General features: G+C 72.8%; 13 protein-coding genes. 6 read left to right on the top strand and 7 right to left on the bottom strand.

The genetic code is table 11. The features are described from left to right. The first annotated feature begins 309 nt into the window (after window positions 1-309). Window positions 310-3,123: a helix-turn-helix transcriptional regulator gene (locus OG381_RS05115; protein WP_327714893.1), complete on the top strand. Its 2,814-nt coding sequence runs from the start codon at window positions 310-312 to the stop codon at window positions 3,121-3,123. Between the two features lie 31 nt (window positions 3,124-3,154). On the opposite strand, the gene OG381_RS05110 is transcribed toward OG381_RS05115, so the two are convergent. Together OG381_RS05110 and OG381_RS05105 are read right to left on the bottom strand one after the other, a co-directional pair. Further along, a complete protein-coding gene (locus OG381_RS05110) occupies window positions 3,155-3,751 on the bottom strand; it encodes a phosphatase PAP2 family protein (RefSeq protein ID WP_327714892.1) in 597 nt (198 codons plus the stop codon). Next, window positions 3,744-5,114 carry a diacylglycerol/lipid kinase family protein gene (locus tag OG381_RS05105; protein ID WP_327722385.1) on the bottom strand — a complete coding sequence of 457 codons (1,371 nt, stop codon included), beginning with the start codon at window positions 5,112-5,114 and terminating at the stop codon, window positions 3,744-3,746. The genes OG381_RS05110 and OG381_RS05105 overlap by 8 nt, the downstream gene beginning before the upstream one ends. Before the next feature lie 447 nt (window positions 5,115-5,561). Here OG381_RS05105 and OG381_RS05100 point away from each other — a divergent pair, with 447 nt between their 5' ends. Next, complete coding sequence (locus OG381_RS05100; protein ID WP_327722384.1) at window positions 5,562-7,067, top strand: alpha/beta hydrolase; 1,506 nt, start codon at window positions 5,562-5,564, stop codon at window positions 7,065-7,067. Between the two features lie 68 nt (window positions 7,068-7,135). On the opposite strand, the gene OG381_RS05095 is transcribed toward OG381_RS05100, so the two are convergent. Both OG381_RS05095 and OG381_RS05090 read right to left on the bottom strand, forming a co-directional pair. Next, entirely contained in the window at window positions 7,136-8,860 is a 1,725-nt protein-coding gene (locus tag OG381_RS05095; RefSeq protein ID WP_327714891.1) for an acyl-CoA dehydrogenase family protein, read from the bottom strand. A gap of 88 nt (window positions 8,861-8,948) precedes the next feature. Beyond that, window positions 8,949-9,521: a PadR family transcriptional regulator gene (locus OG381_RS05090; protein WP_327714890.1), complete on the bottom strand. Its 573-nt coding sequence runs from the start codon at window positions 9,519-9,521 to the stop codon at window positions 8,949-8,951. 161 nt (window positions 9,522-9,682) lie between these two features. Between OG381_RS05090 and OG381_RS05085 the strand changes: the two genes are divergently transcribed. Beyond that, on the top strand, window positions 9,683-11,218 hold the full coding sequence (locus tag OG381_RS05085) for a LuxR C-terminal-related transcriptional regulator (RefSeq protein WP_327714889.1): 1,536 nt from the start codon (window positions 9,683-9,685) through the stop codon (window positions 11,216-11,218). A gap of 221 nt (window positions 11,219-11,439) precedes the next feature. Beyond that, window positions 11,440-12,375, top strand: a complete 936-nt coding sequence (bdeA, locus tag OG381_RS05080) for a bis(hydroxyethyl) terephthalate hydrolase (protein ID WP_327714888.1) — start codon at window positions 11,440-11,442, stop codon at window positions 12,373-12,375. A 103-nt stretch (window positions 12,376-12,478) separates the two neighbouring features. Here bdeA and OG381_RS05075 read toward each other — a convergent pair whose 3' ends face one another. The 3 genes from OG381_RS05075 to OG381_RS05065 form a co-directional block, all read right to left on the bottom strand. Then, window positions 12,479-12,895, bottom strand: coding sequence for an ATP-binding protein (locus tag OG381_RS05075; RefSeq protein WP_327714887.1), 417 nt, complete (start codon window positions 12,893-12,895; stop codon window positions 12,479-12,481). Window positions 12,896-13,049: 154 nt separating this feature from the next. Beyond that, window positions 13,050-13,520, bottom strand: a complete 471-nt coding sequence (locus OG381_RS05070) for a DUF5994 family protein (protein WP_327714886.1) — start codon at window positions 13,518-13,520, stop codon at window positions 13,050-13,052. Between the two features lie 182 nt (window positions 13,521-13,702). Then, complete coding sequence (locus tag OG381_RS05065) at window positions 13,703-14,047, bottom strand: hypothetical protein (RefSeq protein ID WP_327714885.1); 345 nt, start codon at window positions 14,045-14,047, stop codon at window positions 13,703-13,705. 295 nt (window positions 14,048-14,342) lie between these two features. Between OG381_RS05065 and OG381_RS05060 the strand changes: the two genes are divergently transcribed. Together OG381_RS05060 and OG381_RS05055 are read left to right on the top strand one after the other, a co-directional pair. After that, window positions 14,343-15,344, top strand: coding sequence for an acyl-CoA desaturase (locus OG381_RS05060; RefSeq protein ID WP_327714884.1), 1,002 nt, complete (start codon window positions 14,343-14,345; stop codon window positions 15,342-15,344). A gap of 42 nt (window positions 15,345-15,386) precedes the next feature. Continuing rightward, on the top strand, window positions 15,387-15,785 hold the full coding sequence (locus tag OG381_RS05055; RefSeq protein ID WP_327714883.1) for a DUF5994 family protein: 399 nt from the start codon (window positions 15,387-15,389) through the stop codon (window positions 15,783-15,785). The last annotated feature ends 138 nt before the right edge of the window (window positions 15,786-15,923 follow it).

The raw sequence follows: 15,923 nt of genomic DNA, 5'->3' as shown, positions 1-15,923 counted from the left end.
CCTCGATCACGGCGCCGGAATCAGGCGTTCGGCGGCGGTCGCGTGCCGGTGCCCCGGTACCAGTGCACCGGTAGCGGTCCAGCACCGCACACCAGGAGAGGCCGGGCGGTCGATCCGCGTCGCCGTCCCCGCGATGCGGCCCTCCGTCGGGCCGGCTGCCGGACGTCCGCCCACGTTCCCGGACCGGCACCGTCGGCGATCCGGGCAGTCCTCCGCGACGCGCCCGATGATCGGATGCTGTCAGCCAGGAGACGGCCGGCGCTTCTGTCATGTGACCGGTCGTGCGACACCGAGCTGGCAAAATGAGACGTGAACGGCGGCGGGTGGGAGCGGTACTTCATGGAATTCGGTGGCTCGGGCGGCCTCGGTGACGTCGAGGCCGGGCAGGAGCACACCCCCTTGCTCCTGGGCCGGGACCGTGAACTGTCACGGATCACGCACCTGATCGACGCGCTCGACGGCGACGGTCCCCGCGTGCTCGTGCTCACCGGAGAGCCCGGAGCCGGAAAGAGCACCCTGATGGACCGGGCCGCCGCGCGGGCCACCGAGCGCGGCCTGCGTGTGCTGCGGGTCCGGGGCTGCGAGGGGGAGCAGGATCTCGGCTTCGCCGGGATGCATCAGCTGCTGAATCCCGTGCTGGGCGGAATCGAGCGGCTTCCCGCCCGTCAGCGCGATGCCCTGTGCCACGCGCTGGCCATGGAGACGGCCGACGCGACGACCGCGTCCGACCCGCTGTCGATCAGGGCCGCGGTGCTGACGCTGCTCCTGGAGACCTCACGGCAGCGCCCCCTCCTGATCGCCGTCGACGACGCCCAGTGGCTGGACGTGAGCTCACTGGACGTACTGGCCTTCGTAGCCCGGCGACTTGACGGGGAACACGCCGCCCTGCTGCTGGCGGCACGCGACGAAGCCGTGCCGGCCCGCTTCGACCGGGACTTCCCGCATCTGACCGCCGGTCCGCTGGACCGGGCCGCCGCCGGGCTGTTGCTGGACGCGCAGCCGACGCCACCGCGCGGCCGGATACGCGCGCGGATCATCGAGCAGGCGGCGGGAAATCCCCTCGCCCTGATCGAGCTCACCCGAGCCTTCGCCAGGGACCCGGGCGGCCGCGACCTCGCCGCCGCCGACTCGCTGCCTCTGACCGCCCGTCTCGAGCGCCTGTTCGCCGCCGACCTCCCCGCACTGCCACCGGCGACCCGACGAGCCCTGCTGCTGGCGGCGGCCGCGGGCACCGCACAAATGACGGACCTCCCGGACGTGGGCGGACCGGAAGTGTGGGAACCCGCCGAGCAGGCGGGGCTGGTGCGTGTCGAGGGGGGCCAGGTACGGCTGCGCCACCCCCTCGTGCGCTCCGCCGTCCTCCAGGCCGTCTCCTTCGCCGAACGCCGCGAAGCCCACCTCACCCTCGCCGCCGCCCTCGCCGACGAACCCGACCGCCGCGCCTGGCACCTCGCCGCGGCCGCCCTCGGCCCGGACGAGGACATCGCCCGCGTGCTGGCCGAGAGCGCGCGACGCTTCCGGCACCGCGGCGGACACGCCGCCGCGGCGACCGCCCTGGAACGCGCCGCGGAACTCACCCCCGACCCGCCGGAACGCGCCCGCCGTCTGCTCGCCGCGGCCGAGTCGGCCATGTACGCGGGGCATCCGCAGTGGGTGGGGGAGATCGCGGGCCGCGTGACCACGCTGACCGACGACCCCCAACTCCTCGCCGAGGCCTCCCTGCGCGCCGGCTGGTCCCTCGCGGTGACGCTGCGGCACGACGACGCCGTGGCCCATCTGCTCCCGGTGGCCGAATCGATGGCCGTCCCGGCACCGGCCCTCGCCCTGAGCGCCCTGGGAACGGCCGCTGCCCCGGCGTACAACTCGGGCGATCCGCGCTACCGGCACGAGATCCAGCGGATCGACGGCCTGATCGCACCGCAGCCGAACGAGAGCGACCGGGTCTGGCCGCGGGCGGCGGCCCATCCGTTCACGGACCGGCCCCAGGCGCTGAAGAACCTCGCCCACGCGGTCGACATCCTGCCGGACGACTCGGACCGCACGCTGTCCGGACTCGTCACGCTCGGCGGCGCGGCCTGGATCCTGGACGAGACCGACGAAGCCGTCCGTCTCCTCGGCCAGGCCATGGACCACCTGCGACAGGCCGCCACCGCAGGCGTCAACTGCACCGTCGCACAGGCTCTGGCGCTCGCCTACTTCGAGAGCGGAGCATGGGACGCGGCCCTGGGAGCCGCCGAGAACGCCTTCTGGACGGCGACGGAGGCGGGCGCCGACAACGTCAGCGTCGGATCACCGCTGCTCCAGGCCACCGTACGAGCCGCCCGTGGCGACCACGACGGTGCGCGCGCCCAGGTGCGGGACGCCGTCCGCGGCCGGGACCTGCGCAAGGCCCGCAGCCTGTACGTACGTCACCGGCACGCGCTCGCGCTGGCAGCCCTGGCGGAGGGCGACCACGAGACGGCGTACGGCCAGCTGCGCCGTACCTTCACCGACGAAGACCGCCCGGCCCCCGTCCACCACCACGCCTCCCTGTATTACCTCGCCGATCTCGCCGCCGCGGCCGTCCGCGCCGGCCGGACGGACGATGCCCGCACTGTGCTCGACGCGGCGGAGCGCGCCCTTGAACGGCCGCGCTCCGCCCGGCTCGCCGCGATCGTGCACCGCGCCCGGGCCCTGCTGAGCGCGCCCGAGGCCGCCGAGCCGCACTTCCGCGCGGCGACCGGCGCCGCCGCCGCGAGCTGGCCCTTCGAACACGCCCTGGCCCACCTCGACTTCGCCGAGTGGCTGCGCCGCCGCCGACGCACCGCCGAGGCACGTCCCCTGCTGGTCACCGCCCTTGAGACCTTCGAACGACTGGGCGCACGCCCCTGGACCGAGCGGGCGACGGTGGAACTCCGCGCCGCGGGCGTGACCGCGACGCCGGCCGCCGCACCCGACGTCGTCGCCGACCTGACGCCCCAAGAGCTGCAGATCGCCCGGCTGGCGGCCGAGGGCCTCACCAACCGCGAGATCGGTGCGCGGCTCTACCTCTCACCGCGCACCATCGGCTTCCACCTGCACAAGATCTTCCCCAAGCTCGGCATCACCGCCCGCGCCCAACTGCGCGACGTCGACGGGGTGTGAGGCAGAGTGCAATGGCCCGCCTGCGCCGGAATCAGGGCAGCCGGAGCCGGCGAGGACGGTCCCAGCCGGACGCGGCGAGGATGACGGCCGCCGCGCCGGTGCCGAGCACGGCGCCCGCGATCACGTCGCCCGGATAGTGCACACCGGTGTGGACACGGGAGTAGCCGACGGCACAGGCGAGCAGACCCAGCGGAAGCGTGGCGGCGGGGAGAGCGGGGCCCACGGCGGCCGCGAAGGCGACGGCCGAGGCGGTGTGGCCGGAGGGGAAGGAGGCGGAGGCGGGCATGGGCACGTGCCGCCCGGGGAAGGGCGAGTCCTCGGCCCGATGGGGCCGGGGCCGGCGTACCAGCTTCTTGCCGAGCAGGTTCGCCCCGGCCGAGGCCACCCCGATGGCCGCGACGCCCAGGGCCGCGGCACGGCGGGGACGGCCGGGGCACAGCGCCAGCAGCCCGGCGACCGCGAACGAGATCTTGGAGTGGTCCGCCGCCGCGGACAGCCGTCGCAGGGCGTGGTCCAGGGTCGGAGTGTCGGTGATCTTCACTGCCTCGTACAGCGCCTGGTCGAGGGCGGCGAGATCACGCAACAGCGCTCGGGGGGCGCCGTCATGGCGCTGCGGGCGGTCAGACATCACTCTGCTCCTGCGTCGTGCGGGTGGATGGGGGAGTTCGGTCGAGGGCGAGGTGGACGATGCGCCGCCAGTCCACGGACGGAGCCGTGTAGGACGCGCCGGGCCGGTGCCGGGGCACCCGGACCCGCAGGACACCGGGGCGGACCGCGCACACGACCGGCGGGGGCAGGGTCAGCGCCTCACCGTCGACGGCCACGGCGATGAGGTCGGTGTCGGCCGTGACGGTCACCTGACGTGCCGTCAGCGAGGTGATGCCGCTGGCCCGTTCGCCCCGCAACGCCAGTTCGGCGGCCTGGGCGGCACCCTCGATCCGGACGGCGAGCACTCCGAGCCGGCCGGCGTCGAGGCGTTCTCTGCGCCCGGCGCCGAGCGGGTCGGCCCGCGCGTAGGGGTTGTTGCTCACCAGCAAGGCCTGCGGAACCGGTAGTCGCTCCCCATCGGCCTGGGCCTCCAGCTGCGCCGCTGCCTCGCCGAGCAGCAGGTCCGGCAGCTGGTCGAGGACGGTGATCGCCTTGGCGTCGCGGTAGTCGGGGCTCTGCACGATCTCGGCGTACGCCCCGAAGGAGACCGTGTTGACGAACGGCAGCCCGGCCACGTCGCCCAGATCCACGCGGAGTTCCACACCGTCGGACAGCGCGTCGAGGCCGGCGGCGGGGTCGGCGCGGTCCAGGCCCAGGTCCATCGCGAAGTGGTTGCGGGTCCCGGCGGCCAGGACCATGAACGGTACGTCGTGTGCGGCGGCCACCTCCGCCACCAGGGCCTGCGTGCCGTCGCCGCCGGCCACCCCGAGCAGATCAGCGCCGTCCGCGACGGCTTGGCGGGCGAGCGCCGCCGGATCGGGGCGGGTGTCGAGGTCGAGCAGAATGACGCGGGCGCCGAGCGCTTCCGCCCGCTCCACCAGTTTGTGCTCGCCGACCTTGCCGCCCCCGGAACGCGGATTCATGATCAGCACCGGTCGGCCGGGCGGCCGGGCTGAACGCGAGCGCATGCCGTGCGGCCTGCGCCGACGGCGCAACGCACTTCTGGCGCAGGCCAGCGCCGCCATCCACGCCCCCAGTGCCGCCACCGCGACGACCCACAGACCAGAGACGGCGTACAGGACGAGCACGCCCACCGGAGCACCCACGGCCAGCAGAGCGCCGCACACACGCGCCAGCCCCCGGTGCGCGAGCGCCCACCACAGGCCAGCGCCGGCCACTCCCAGCCCGCCCAGGCCCAGCAGCAGAATCAGCAGTCGGTCCGCGCCCGCCGCCACGGACGCGACGGCACCCGCCACACACAGCAGGGCGAGTCTGGCCAGAGCGCGCGCCCGTTTGTCGGAGCCGTCAGGCTCCGTGACGTGCGTCGAGCGGGCCGTGTTCATGGCGCTCCAGCGAGTCGGGTGGTCGGAGCCATTCTCTCCTCGCACGGTCCGGATGCTGCGTCGTGTCCGCCATGGCCCACCGGCTCGGCCCTCCGGCCTTCCCTGCCGGGACGGGCCAAGATCGACGTCTCCACGATCCTATGCCGAGGGGATCCGGGATTCCGGCGGCGTGGGCCGCGCTCGCAAGTCGAACCATCGTGGACGGGCGGCGCCTCTCTCACCCCGGGGGCATACCCCCTGTTCCGAGCTGATGCTGCCCCCACCGCGAATCGGCCGCCAGCCCGAGTGACCCCGCAGAGGCGCGTGCATAGCTTCTGACACGAAAGGACCGACAACAGCGACAGAGGGGAACCAGCAGTGATCCCGACAGCCCGCGCACTACGGCCACCGCAAGCGCCTCACGTACCGCGAGGTGCCTCGGGAACGGCGAGAAGGGTCGTCCTGGGACTGGCCGCCACCACTCTCGCCGTGGCCGCGTTACCCGTGACGGGCCTCCCGGCGCAGGCGGCCTCCGACCCTCTCGCCCGCTACCACCACCAGCGCCTCGACTGGAAGAGCTGTGTGCGCGGCCCGGACGACGCGACCGGCAAGGAGCTGGAGCAGGCGGGCGCCAGGTGCGCCGACGTGACCGTGCCGTTGGACTACGGTGCCCCCGACGGCCGTACGATCACCGTCGCGATCTCCCGGATCCGCGCCACCGACACCGCCCGCCGTGTCGGCCCGCTGCTGCTCAACGGCGGTGGCCCCAGCGGGCAGACGCTCGGCGACCCGCCGTGGGTGAGCAAGGCGATGAAGGACGTCGCGGCACGGTACGACGTGGTGGGCGTGGACCCCCGCTTCGTGGGCCGCAGCACCCCGCTGGACTGTGAGTGGCCGACCGGCTCCGCGTTCCGCAGCGCGGGCGTCGACCGCGCCGGGTTCGACCGCGTGGCGGCCTTCTCCCAGGACCTCGCCCAGCTCTGCCGGCGGCACGAGGGCGATGTGCTGCCGTTCGTCACCACCCGCAACACCGCACGCGACATGGACGTCATCCGCGCCGCGCTCGGCGAGCGGCGGATCTCCTATCTCGGGTACTCGTACGGCAGTTACCTCGGCGAGGTGTACGCCACGATGTTCCCCCGCCGCACCGACCGGGTCGTCCTGGACGGTGTCCTGGACCCGGCCCGGTACGGTCCCCGGCTGCTGAAGGGCACCGAGAAGGCCAACCGCCACGCGCTGGAGGGCTGGGCCTCGTGGGCCGCCGCCCGGGACACCACGTACGGTCTGGGTCGTACCCGTGGCGCGGTGCTGGCCGCCGTGGACCGTGTCCAGGCCACCGCGGCCCGCACCCCGCTGCGGCTCGGGGACCACGCGGTGGACGAGCACGTCATGCCTCTTGTCGTCTTCAACGGCCTCTCGCAGGACAACGACGCCGCCTACGGGGACTTCGCCCAGGGGATGCGGGACCTGCTGCGCGCGGCGGACGGGCACCCGGTGACCCCTTCCCCGTGGCTCGCCGAGGTCCTCGGGTTCGAGCTGACCGGCACCGACTCCCACTACGGCAGCGTCCAGTCCGCGATCCTGTGCGGGGACGTCGCGGCCCCGCGGGACCCGGAGGTCTACTGGCGTGACGTCCAGCGGGCCCGCGCGAAGGACCCGCTGCTCGGGCCCGTGACGTACAACCTCAGCCCCTGCACCTTCTGGGACCGGCCCCGCGAACGCCCGACCACCATCCGGGACGACCTCCCGGCCCTCCTCGTCAACGCCACCGGCGACCCGCGCACCACCTACGAGGGCGCCACAGCGGTGCGGCGGATGTGGCACTCCTCGCGCCTGGTCACCCTGCGCGGGGCCGACCAGCACGCGGTGTACGGCGTCTACGGCACCCCGTGCGTCGACGCCACGGTCAACGCCTACCTCGCCACCGGCCGCCTCCCGGCCACGGACGTCACCTGCGACGCGCCCGCCCGGTGAGCGCCGGCCCGCCGACGCGGTGGCCGGGTTCACGGGGAGCCCGGCCACCGCTGATGTGTGCGGCGCGGCTACGGGGCCATCTCGTACGCGCCGGCCAGCGCCTCGACCCGCTGCCAGACGCGCTCCGTGCGGGCCGGGTCGACGACCGGTCGGCGGACCGAGCCCAGGGCCCACTCCTGCTGCTCCTCGGTCGCCGAGTCCTTGCCGTGCAGTTCGACGGCGTGCCCGGAGAAGTCCCGCACGAGGACGGCGAAGAGTTCGTCGAGCACGTCCGCGTCGAGTCCGGTCAGGGCGGCCTGCTCCAGGACGAGCTGGCCGTGCACGACGAGCGCGAAGAGCTGGCCGATGGACAGGACGAGGTCGAGGTCGCGGCTCTGCTCCGCGTCCGGTCCCGCCGTGGCGACGAACTCGCAGAGCGCGTCGGCCTGTTCGCGCAGTCGGGCGACGTTGGGCAGATGCGCGTACGCGTCGAAGGCGGGGCGCCAGTCGTGGAAGCGCACCGAGCCCAGACCGCGGGCCGGACCCTGCCGGAACAGGAAGTCGTCGTCGGCCGCGTCGAGGCGGGTCGGCACGCTCGGGTACTCGGCCGGGTCGAGGAGGTGGCTGCGCAGGAACTTCAGGATCAGCGCCAGGTTGACGTGGACCGTGCCCTCCAGCTTGGGCAGACCGCGGATCTCCACGGCCGCCTGGCCGAAGTAGTTGTCCTTCTCGAAGCCCTTGGCGGCGATCACGTCCCACATCAGGTCGATGACCTTCTCGCCCTCCGTGGTCACCTTCATCTTCGTCATCGGGTTGAAGAGCAGGTAGCGGCGGTCGTCGGGGCCGGCCGAGCGGAAGTAGTCGACGGCGCGGTCGCTGAACAGCTTCATGCCGACGAGCCGGACGTACGCGTCGGTCAGCTCGCGGCGCACGTGCGGGAAGGCGGTGACGGGGCGGCCGTACAGGACGCGGTGGTGGGCGTGGGTGACGGCCTCGTACATCGCGTGTTCGCAGATGCCGATGGAGGCGGTGCACAGGTTGAACTTGCCGACGTTGACCGTGTTGAGTGCGGCGTCGAAGGCGGCGCGGCCGGTGTGCAGGACGTCCTCGGCCGTGACGGGGTAGTCCTCCAGGCGGAACTCGCTGACGAACTTCGACGAGTCGACGACGTTCTTGACCAGGTGGTAGTTCGGGTGACGGCTGTCGGCGGCGAAGAACACGTAGCCGTCGGGGCCCTCGACGTCGGTGCGGCGGCCGAAGACGGAGACGAGTCCGGCGGCGTTGCCGTTGCCGATGTAGTACTTGGAGCCGGTGGCGCGGAAGCCGCCATCGCTGTCGGGCGTCAGGAGCATGTCGGTGGAGTAGATGTCGGCGCCGTGGGCCTTCTCGGACAGGCCGAACGCGAACACCTCTCCCTGGTCGAGGAGTTCCGCGGCGCGGTCGCGGGCCGCGGTGTTCTCGCTCTGCCAGACCGGGCCGAGGCCGAGGATGGTGACCTGCCAGGCGTACCAGTAGTCCAGGCCGTAGAAGCCGAGGATCTCGTTGAGCGCGGCTATGCGGGCGGTGTCCCACCGCTTGTCCGGGGCGCCTTGCGGTGCGGCGGACGCCGGTGTCAGGAACGTGGCGAACAGGTTCTCCTTCGCGGCGAAGGCGAGGAAGTCCCCGAGCCAGGCGCGGGTCCGGTAGTCCTCGATCAGCTGTCGCTTCCCGCGCTCCTCGAACCAGTCGACGGTGGCACGCAGCAGGCGGCGTGTCTCGGGGTCGAAGTGCGCGGGGTCGTAGGTGCGCGGGTTGAAGAGCAGTTGGTCAGCCATGATGAGGGCCTCTTTCGGCGGGCGGACGGATGGGAATCATGAAGTGGGGCGGCTGGAGGGGAGCGGTAGGACGGCGGGCGCGGCGACGTCAGTGGTCCGGAGCGAACCGGGTCAGCGTGGTCAGCACGTCCTCCAGCCAGTCGATCATCATGCGCTCGTACGCGATGCCGCCGCGCAGTACGACGTGCTGGAGCTCTCGCTCCGCGTCCAGCGGCTCCTGCGCAGCGGCCGCGCTCGCCTCGGGTCCCGTGAAGTCCCGCTCCTCGCCCGCGAGATAGTGCTCCAGCCGGGCTCGGTGCGCCTGCCGGTGCCGCTCCACCTCGTGGATCAGGGCGGCCGGGTCGTCGAAGGCGGCTCCCCGGATCTTCACCGCCAGGTCGTGGCGGACGCTGTCCGGCTCGATCGGATCGTGCAGCCATGAGGACAGCGCGGCCCGGCCGAGGTCGGCGACGGAGTACTCCTTCTTGTCCGGCCGGCCCTGCTGCGGGACGTCCCGGACGTCGACCCAGCCGTCGTTCTCCATGCGCTTGAGGACGCGGTAGATCTGCTGGTGGGTCGCGGTCCAGAAGTAGCCGATGGACCGCTCGAAGCGCCGGGCCAGCTCATAGCCGGACCCCGGTTTCTCCAAGAGCGACACCAAGATCGCGTGTTCGAGCGCCATGACGCCGATCGTGCTATGCAACTCGTTGCATAGCAAGCCTCGCTCCCGCCGATGCGACGCGGCTCACTCTGTGCAGGGACCACGGAATGTCGCGCCGACGGTCGACGGACGAGCCGTTATTGGCCATTCTTTGGGCTGCGGTCGACGCTTTGGAGGCGGTGATGCGTGTGAACGACGAGACCCGCGGCGTCTCCTCGGCCCGCACCGACACGGCAGCCCACCGTGCCCTCGCGCACGGTCGTGAACTGCTGCGGGACGGACCCGTGGCGGATGCCTGCTCGGCGCTGCTGCGTGCCGCCGCGGGGCTGCGCGAAACGGACCCGCCGCTGGCCCGCCGCGCCCTGCTGGCAGCGGCATCGGCGGCCTGGGCGGCCGGTGACCGCGACAGCTACCGACGCGTTTTCACGGTGGGCCCCTGCCACGCCTGCGGGGCCGGCAGCGAGGCCACGCTCTGTGCCGAGGGATGCCCCGAGGCCGCTTGGAGGTCCCATCGCATCGGGATGAGCGCGATGGTGGAAGGGGACTTCCGACGTGCCCGCGCGGTCCTGGAGCCGCGGTTGCGGCAGGTCACGACCCGGGCGGAGACGAACGAGCTCCGCGAGGCCGGCGAGGTGGCCCTCCTGCTGGGCCGGCTCCCCACCGCGCGCCGGCTCCTGGGACTTGCCCTGGCGTCCGCGCGCTCCGCCGGAGCGGAGGCCAGGGTTCCGGGCATCCTGGCGCACCTCGCCTACGCCGAGTTGCGGGAGGGGCGCCACCCCCAGGCCAGTGCCCACGCGGAGGAAGGGGTGGCACTCGCGCGCAGACTCGGTCAGCGCAATGTCGCCGCCGACCTGTCGGCCGTGCGCGCTCTCGTGCTGTCGATCGCGGGTGACCTGCCCACGGTCCGTGCGCGGATCGCGGACGTCCTGGCCGTCGCGCAACCGCATGGGCTGGCCCAGGCCGCGTTTCTCGCGGAGTGGGCCCAGGCGCGGGCGGAACTGGGGGCGGGCAAGGTCGAGCGGGCGGCCGCCCGGCTGGCCCCGCTGGTCCGGCCCGGGGCCCGGCAGGGCCACTTCGGGCTGTGGTTCCTTGCCGTGCCGTGCTTCGTCGAAGCCTGTGTCCTGTCCGACCGGGTCCTTGACGCGACGGAGATGGTCGACCTGTTCGCCGGCTGGGCGGATCTCGGCGCCGACCCGCAGGCTCCGGCGCAGTTGGCGCGGTGCCGCGCTCTCGTCGCGCCCGCGGACCGGAGCGAGGAGCTGTACCGCAGCGCGCTCGCTCACCATGAGCAGGCATCCGGCCCGTACGAACACGCGCGCACCCAGCTGGCCTTCGGCATGTGGCTGCGTCGGCGGCGCCGGCCCACCGAGGCCCGTACGCAGTTGCGTGACGCGCTGATGGGTTTCGAACGCTGCGGTGCGGTGCTGTGGGCCGGGCGGGCCGGCGCGGAGCTGAGGGCGGCGGGCGAGGTGGCCGGGACCGGCGAGGCGGGGGTGCTGTCCTCGCTCACACCGCAGCAGGTACGCATCGCACGGGATGTGGCGCGCGGGGCGACGAACAAGGAGATCGCCGCGGAGCTGTCCATCAGCATCCGGACCGTCGAGTACCACCTGCGCAACGTGTTCGCGCAGCTGGGTGTCCGCTCGCGCACCGGCCTCGCCCATCTGATGGCGAACGTCGGCGAGGACCAGGGCCGGGCGGAGCCGGGACCGGTCTGATGTCCCTGCACCGGTGTGACCGGTGATCTCCACGGTGCGACGCGGTGCCGGTGCGTGCCCTGTGGCATGACTGGTGATTCCACTGATGACTGACTTTTAGTCAGCTCCTACGTTGTTGCCCGCCGGATGACTCGTGTCACGTCCTCGGGTACGACGCCCCTCACACGGCGGACGATGCCTGGCCCGAGGACGCCGGAACCCCCACTCTCGAAGGAGCCGCCATGAGTGACGACCCAGAGACCTCCCGTTCCGCGCACACCCCGCACCGCCACCACCGACGCCGCCGTTCCGGGCGCCTCGCCTCCGGCGTCGCCACGGCCGCCGCGCTCATCGGCCTGCTGACCTCGCAGACCGGTGGAGCCCAGGCGGCCGACAACCCGTACGAGCGGGGCCCCGCGCCCACCACCTCGAGCATCGAGGCCGCCCGCGGCCCCTACGCCGTCTCGGAGACCAGCGTGTCGCGACTCGCTGTCAGTGGCTTCGGCGGCGGCACCATCTACTACCCGACCAGCACCGCCGACGGCACTTTCGGAGCGATCGCGGTGTCACCCGGGTTCACCGCCTACCAGTCCTCCATCGCCTGGCTCGGCCCGCGACTCGCCTCCCAGGGCTTCGTCGTCTTCACGATCGACACCCTGACCACCTCCGACCAACCGGGCAGCCGCGGCACCCAGTTGCTGGCCGCACTGGACTACCTGGTGGACCGCAGCACGGTCCGGGGCCGCATCGACGCCGGGCGCCTGGGAGTGATGGGCCACTCCATGGGCGGCGGCGGCACCCTCGAAGCGGCCAAGTCCCGCCCCTCGCTCCAGGCCGCCATCCCGTTGACCGGCTGGAACCTGGACAAGACCTGGCCGGAGGTCAGGACTCCCACCCTGGTCGTCGGCGCCGACGGGGACACCATCGCGCCGGTGGCGACCCACTCCGAGCCGTTCTACGCGAGCCTGCCCTCCGCCACCGACCGCGCCTACCTCGAGCTGCGGGGCGCGACCCACTTCACCCCGAACACGTCCAACACGACGATCGCGAAGTACAGCATTTCCTGGCTGAAGCGGTTCATCGACAACGACACCCGCTACGAGCAGTTCCTGTGCCCGCTGCCGGCCGTCAGCCTCACGATCGCCGAGTCCCGCGGCAACTGCCCGCACACCTCCTGACACCTGGAACGCCGGGATCACCGCCTGGCCAGGACATCGCCGCCGTACGGTCCTCCCGACCGCGCGGCGGCGCTGTCATGGCCAGGCCCCGGACGCACACCGCTCAGAGGGACAGCACCGCGCGCACCCTGTTCCCACCCCCACCGAGCGGATCCACATCGAGCCGTTCCGCCAGGCACCGCACCATGGCGAGACCTCGTCCGCTCTCGCCCCAGGCCGTCAGTGGTCGCACGCGTGGCCGCCCGGGGCTGCCGTCATAGACCTCGACCGTCACCCGGGTGTCCGAGATCTGCAGACACAGGCGGCAGGCGCCGCCGTGCCGGGTGGCATTGGTGACCAGCTCGGAGACGACGAGCGTCGCGTCGTCGATGTGTGAGGCGTCGAGCCCCGTCACCCCGAGGCCCGGCCGGGCGAGGAAGCGCGCGGTCAGCCTCCGTGCCCGGCCCGCCGATTCTGCCTGGTCGGGCAGCAGGTACTCGACTCGTACGGAACGCCGATGGGTACGCCGACGCGTACGCATGGCGGATCACTTCCCCTCCTTGGACGACCGTCCCCCGTGGCCGCGTCCCGGGCCGCGCATCTCCGGCCCGGCCGGGCCTGTCCTTGCGTGATGCCCAGTGCGGGTGATCGCCAACCGGGAACCGGTGCGTCGGGGATTCCCGGCCCGGAGATGATCAGGTGACAGATGCCGAGGGGATCCCGTCCTCGTCCGCCAGGAGCGCGGTCGCGGTACGGCGCAGCGCGGGATCGGCCGCGGCCGCCATCAGCCGTGCGGCCGCGGCCGCCTCGGTCCCGGGCGGGACGACCAGCAGGTCCCAGTGGCCGACGCCGTAGGAGAAGAGCCGGATGGTGTGCGGGTCGAACCCGGACGTGAGCCAGGCGGCCTTCACCGTGCGGCCGGCGACGGGCAGATCGCACGGCGCCTGAGTCCACGTGTCGCGGTGCGCGGTCAGCCGCGTGACACGTCCCCGCGAGGTGTCGAACGCCTGGATGAGGGCGGGGAGTTCGGCCGACAGGTCGTCGGAACGGGGCCACCAGGCGCCGCTCACCGGGCCGTGCGGAAAGGTCGGCGGGCGCAGGGTGAGGCGAAGGGGGGCGGGCAAGGCCCGGTCGGGCGCGGCGCGTTGACCGGTGGGCGCGTTCATGTCGCGGTCCCTGTCCCCGGGCAGCGACTCGACCACCCGGTGTCGTGGTGCGCCGAGAACGACGCCGACGACGAGCCGGCGTACGGAGAACTCCCGGTCCGCTCACGCTACTCCGCCCCGCCGGGGCTGCGGGGCGGGCCGTCCAGGACCCAGGCCCTGGGTGTGGACGACCCGGTGGACGCCTACGCGCGCAGCAACCGCTGGGTGATCTCCCGGTACTGCCTCAGCGCGAGCCGGAGCTCGGTGGAGTCCGTCTCGGGGTCCCGGTTCTGCCAGTCGGCACGGAGGGCCTCGCGGTGTTCCGAAAGGACCTTGGCGAGCTGGGCGGCGGCCTCGTCGAAGGCGGCCTCGGCCTCCTCGAGCGCCTCGCGCGGGGCATCCGCGAAGGTGTTGACGGCGTGTCCGAGACGCCGGACGATCTCCTCACGCCCGTCCGCCGGGAGCAGGGGCTCAGGGCCCGGGGTACGGCGTCCGGCGCGGCCCGGGGTCTGGTCCGCGGGCTGTTGGGCGCGTGTCTGGTCGTACATCGTCGTGTGTACCGCTTCCGTCGTGTCGGGGCACCACCTGCGCCGTGCTGCCAGTCAACGTCCGGCGAGGGTTCGTGTCAACGCGGTGCGGGTGCGGGCGCGCCTTGGCGGAGGCCGCCGGCAGGTGCGAGCCGGGTTCTTCCGTGCGCAAGGGGAGTACCTTGGGAAGAACGAGGGTGTTTCGTGCCTACCGGACAGGCCGTCTTGAGCACACCACCCACTCATCAGGGGCAGCCCGTGACCCCGGCCGCACCTCCGTCCCAGCGGCCTTCGTAGAGGTCAAGGAGCCCCTTCCATGTCACCCAGCCCCATCACGCCTGTTCCCCCGGCCCCGCCGGACACCGCCCCGCCGCCGCAGGCCTACGACGGGACGTCCGCCTTCCCGTCGGACGGTCCGGCGCCCGCGCGCGACGGCGGGGAGCGACTGTACGTCACGGTGACGGCGCTGATCGTCGTCCTGCCGTTCGTGGCGCTCGGCCTGGCCGGCTGGCTGATGTGGGGGAGTCTCATCCATCCCGCGGACATCGTCCTCGCGCTGGTCCTCTACACGATCACGGGCCTCGGAGTCACGGTCGGCTTCCACCGCGGCCTCACCCACGGCGGCTACCGGGCGAACCGTCCCGTGCGGATCGCACTCGCGGTCGCCGGTTCGATGAGCTTCCAGGGCGACGTCATCGGCTGGGTCGCCACGCACCGCCGCCACCACGCCTTCACCGACCGGCCCGGTGACCCGCACTCCCCGTACCGCTACGGCACGCATCTGCGCGGCCAGTTGCGCGGGCTGCTGCACGCGCACGTCGGCTGGCTGTTCCGCAACGACCGTACGCCGCCGGAGCGTTACGCCCCCGATCTCCTGGCCGACCGCGACATCCGCGCCGTCGACCGCGCCTTCCCGGTGCTGTGCGCGCTCACCCTCGCTCTGCCGTTCGGCGCCGGCTGGCTCATCGGCGGTACCTGGATGCACGCGCTGACGGCCCTGCTGTGGGCGGGATTCATCCGCATCGCGCTCCTCCACCACGTCACCTGGAGCGTCAACTCCCTGTGCCACCTGATCGGTGAGCGCCCGTTCCGCACCCGGCGCCACGACCGCGCCACCAACCTGTGGCCGCTCGCCCTGCTCTCCTTCGGCGAGAGCTGGCACAACCTCCATCACGCCGACCCCACCAGCGCCCGGCACGGCGTCGACCGCGGTCAGATCGACCCGTCGGCCGCCGTCATCCGCCTCTTCGAGCGGCTCGGATGGGTGCACGACGTGCGCTGGCCGAGTCCGGATCGCGTAGCGGCCCGCCGCGTCTGACACCGACCACTCGCCCGCGCAAGGCAGTTGGCAGGAGATCTCATGACCACAGCACTGCAGCCCCCGCTGCCCTCCCTTCCCGTCCTGCGCCTGCGCCTGGCGCCGCGCGGAGGTATGCCCCGGCCCATCGACGGAGCGTGGTGGCCCCGTTCGTACGACCTGCTCGCCGAACTTCCCCAGCTGCTCGCGGGGTTGCCCCGCGCGTGGGGTCACATCACCAGCGCCACGGTCAACGGAACGACATGGTCCGCCGTGCCCGGCCGGATGCTGGTCTTCAACCAGGTCGTACGACTGCGCAGGTCTCTCACGGCGTCCGCCCCGCACACCATCGTCCTGCTCGCCCCCGGCCGGGGCCGCTGGGACCTGCTGGTCGTGCCCCCGGACACACCCGAGGCGGCCGCGGAACCGCTCATGGCGGCCGCGGTCGTCGATCAGGTGTGACTGTTCGGCGGCGCAGACGTGAGGACGGCCGGCTGTTCCCCTTCCCGGGCCGGTCCGTTCGGCCGGTCCGGGGAGTAGGCTGAAGGTACCGAGGACATTTCGCGCACCGGCTCCCACGCCGTGTCGTTTTCGGCGATC

It is taken from the genome of Streptomyces sp. NBC_00490, assembly GCF_036013645.1.
GTDB lineage: Bacteria > Actinomycetota > Actinomycetes > Streptomycetales > Streptomycetaceae > Streptomyces > Streptomyces canus_F.
Note: the sequence above shows the minus strand (reverse complement) of the source record. Positions and strands in the feature narration are given on the sequence as shown.

Coding starts and splice junctions, on each gene's coding strand:
- OG381_RS05075 (WP_327714887.1), bottom strand. CDS start 12,895: ATGCGTACGCGTCGGCGTACCCATCGGCGTTCCGTACGAGTCGAGTAC.
- OG381_RS05085 (WP_327714889.1), top strand. CDS start 9,683: ATGCGTGTGAACGACGAGACCCGCGGCGTCTCCTCGGCCCGCACCGAC.
- OG381_RS05105 (WP_327722385.1), bottom strand. CDS start 5,114: ATGAACACGGCCCGCTCGACGCACGTCACGGAGCCTGACGGCTCCGAC.
- OG381_RS05060 (WP_327714884.1), top strand. CDS start 14,343: ATGTCACCCAGCCCCATCACGCCTGTTCCCCCGGCCCCGCCGGACACC.
- OG381_RS05070 (WP_327714886.1), bottom strand. CDS start 13,520: ATGAACGCGCCCACCGGTCAACGCGCCGCGCCCGACCGGGCCTTGCCC.
- OG381_RS05095 (WP_327714891.1), bottom strand. CDS start 8,860: ATGGCTGACCAACTGCTCTTCAACCCGCGCACCTACGACCCCGCGCAC.
- OG381_RS05055 (WP_327714883.1), top strand. CDS start 15,387: ATGACCACAGCACTGCAGCCCCCGCTGCCCTCCCTTCCCGTCCTGCGC.
- OG381_RS05065 (WP_327714885.1), bottom strand. CDS start 14,047: ATGTACGACCAGACACGCGCCCAACAGCCCGCGGACCAGACCCCGGGC.
- OG381_RS05110 (WP_327714892.1), bottom strand. CDS start 3,751: ATGTCTGACCGCCCGCAGCGCCATGACGGCGCCCCCCGAGCGCTGTTG.
- bdeA (WP_327714888.1), top strand. CDS start 11,440: ATGAGTGACGACCCAGAGACCTCCCGTTCCGCGCACACCCCGCACCGC.
- OG381_RS05090 (WP_327714890.1), bottom strand. CDS start 9,521: ATGGCGCTCGAACACGCGATCTTGGTGTCGCTCTTGGAGAAACCGGGG.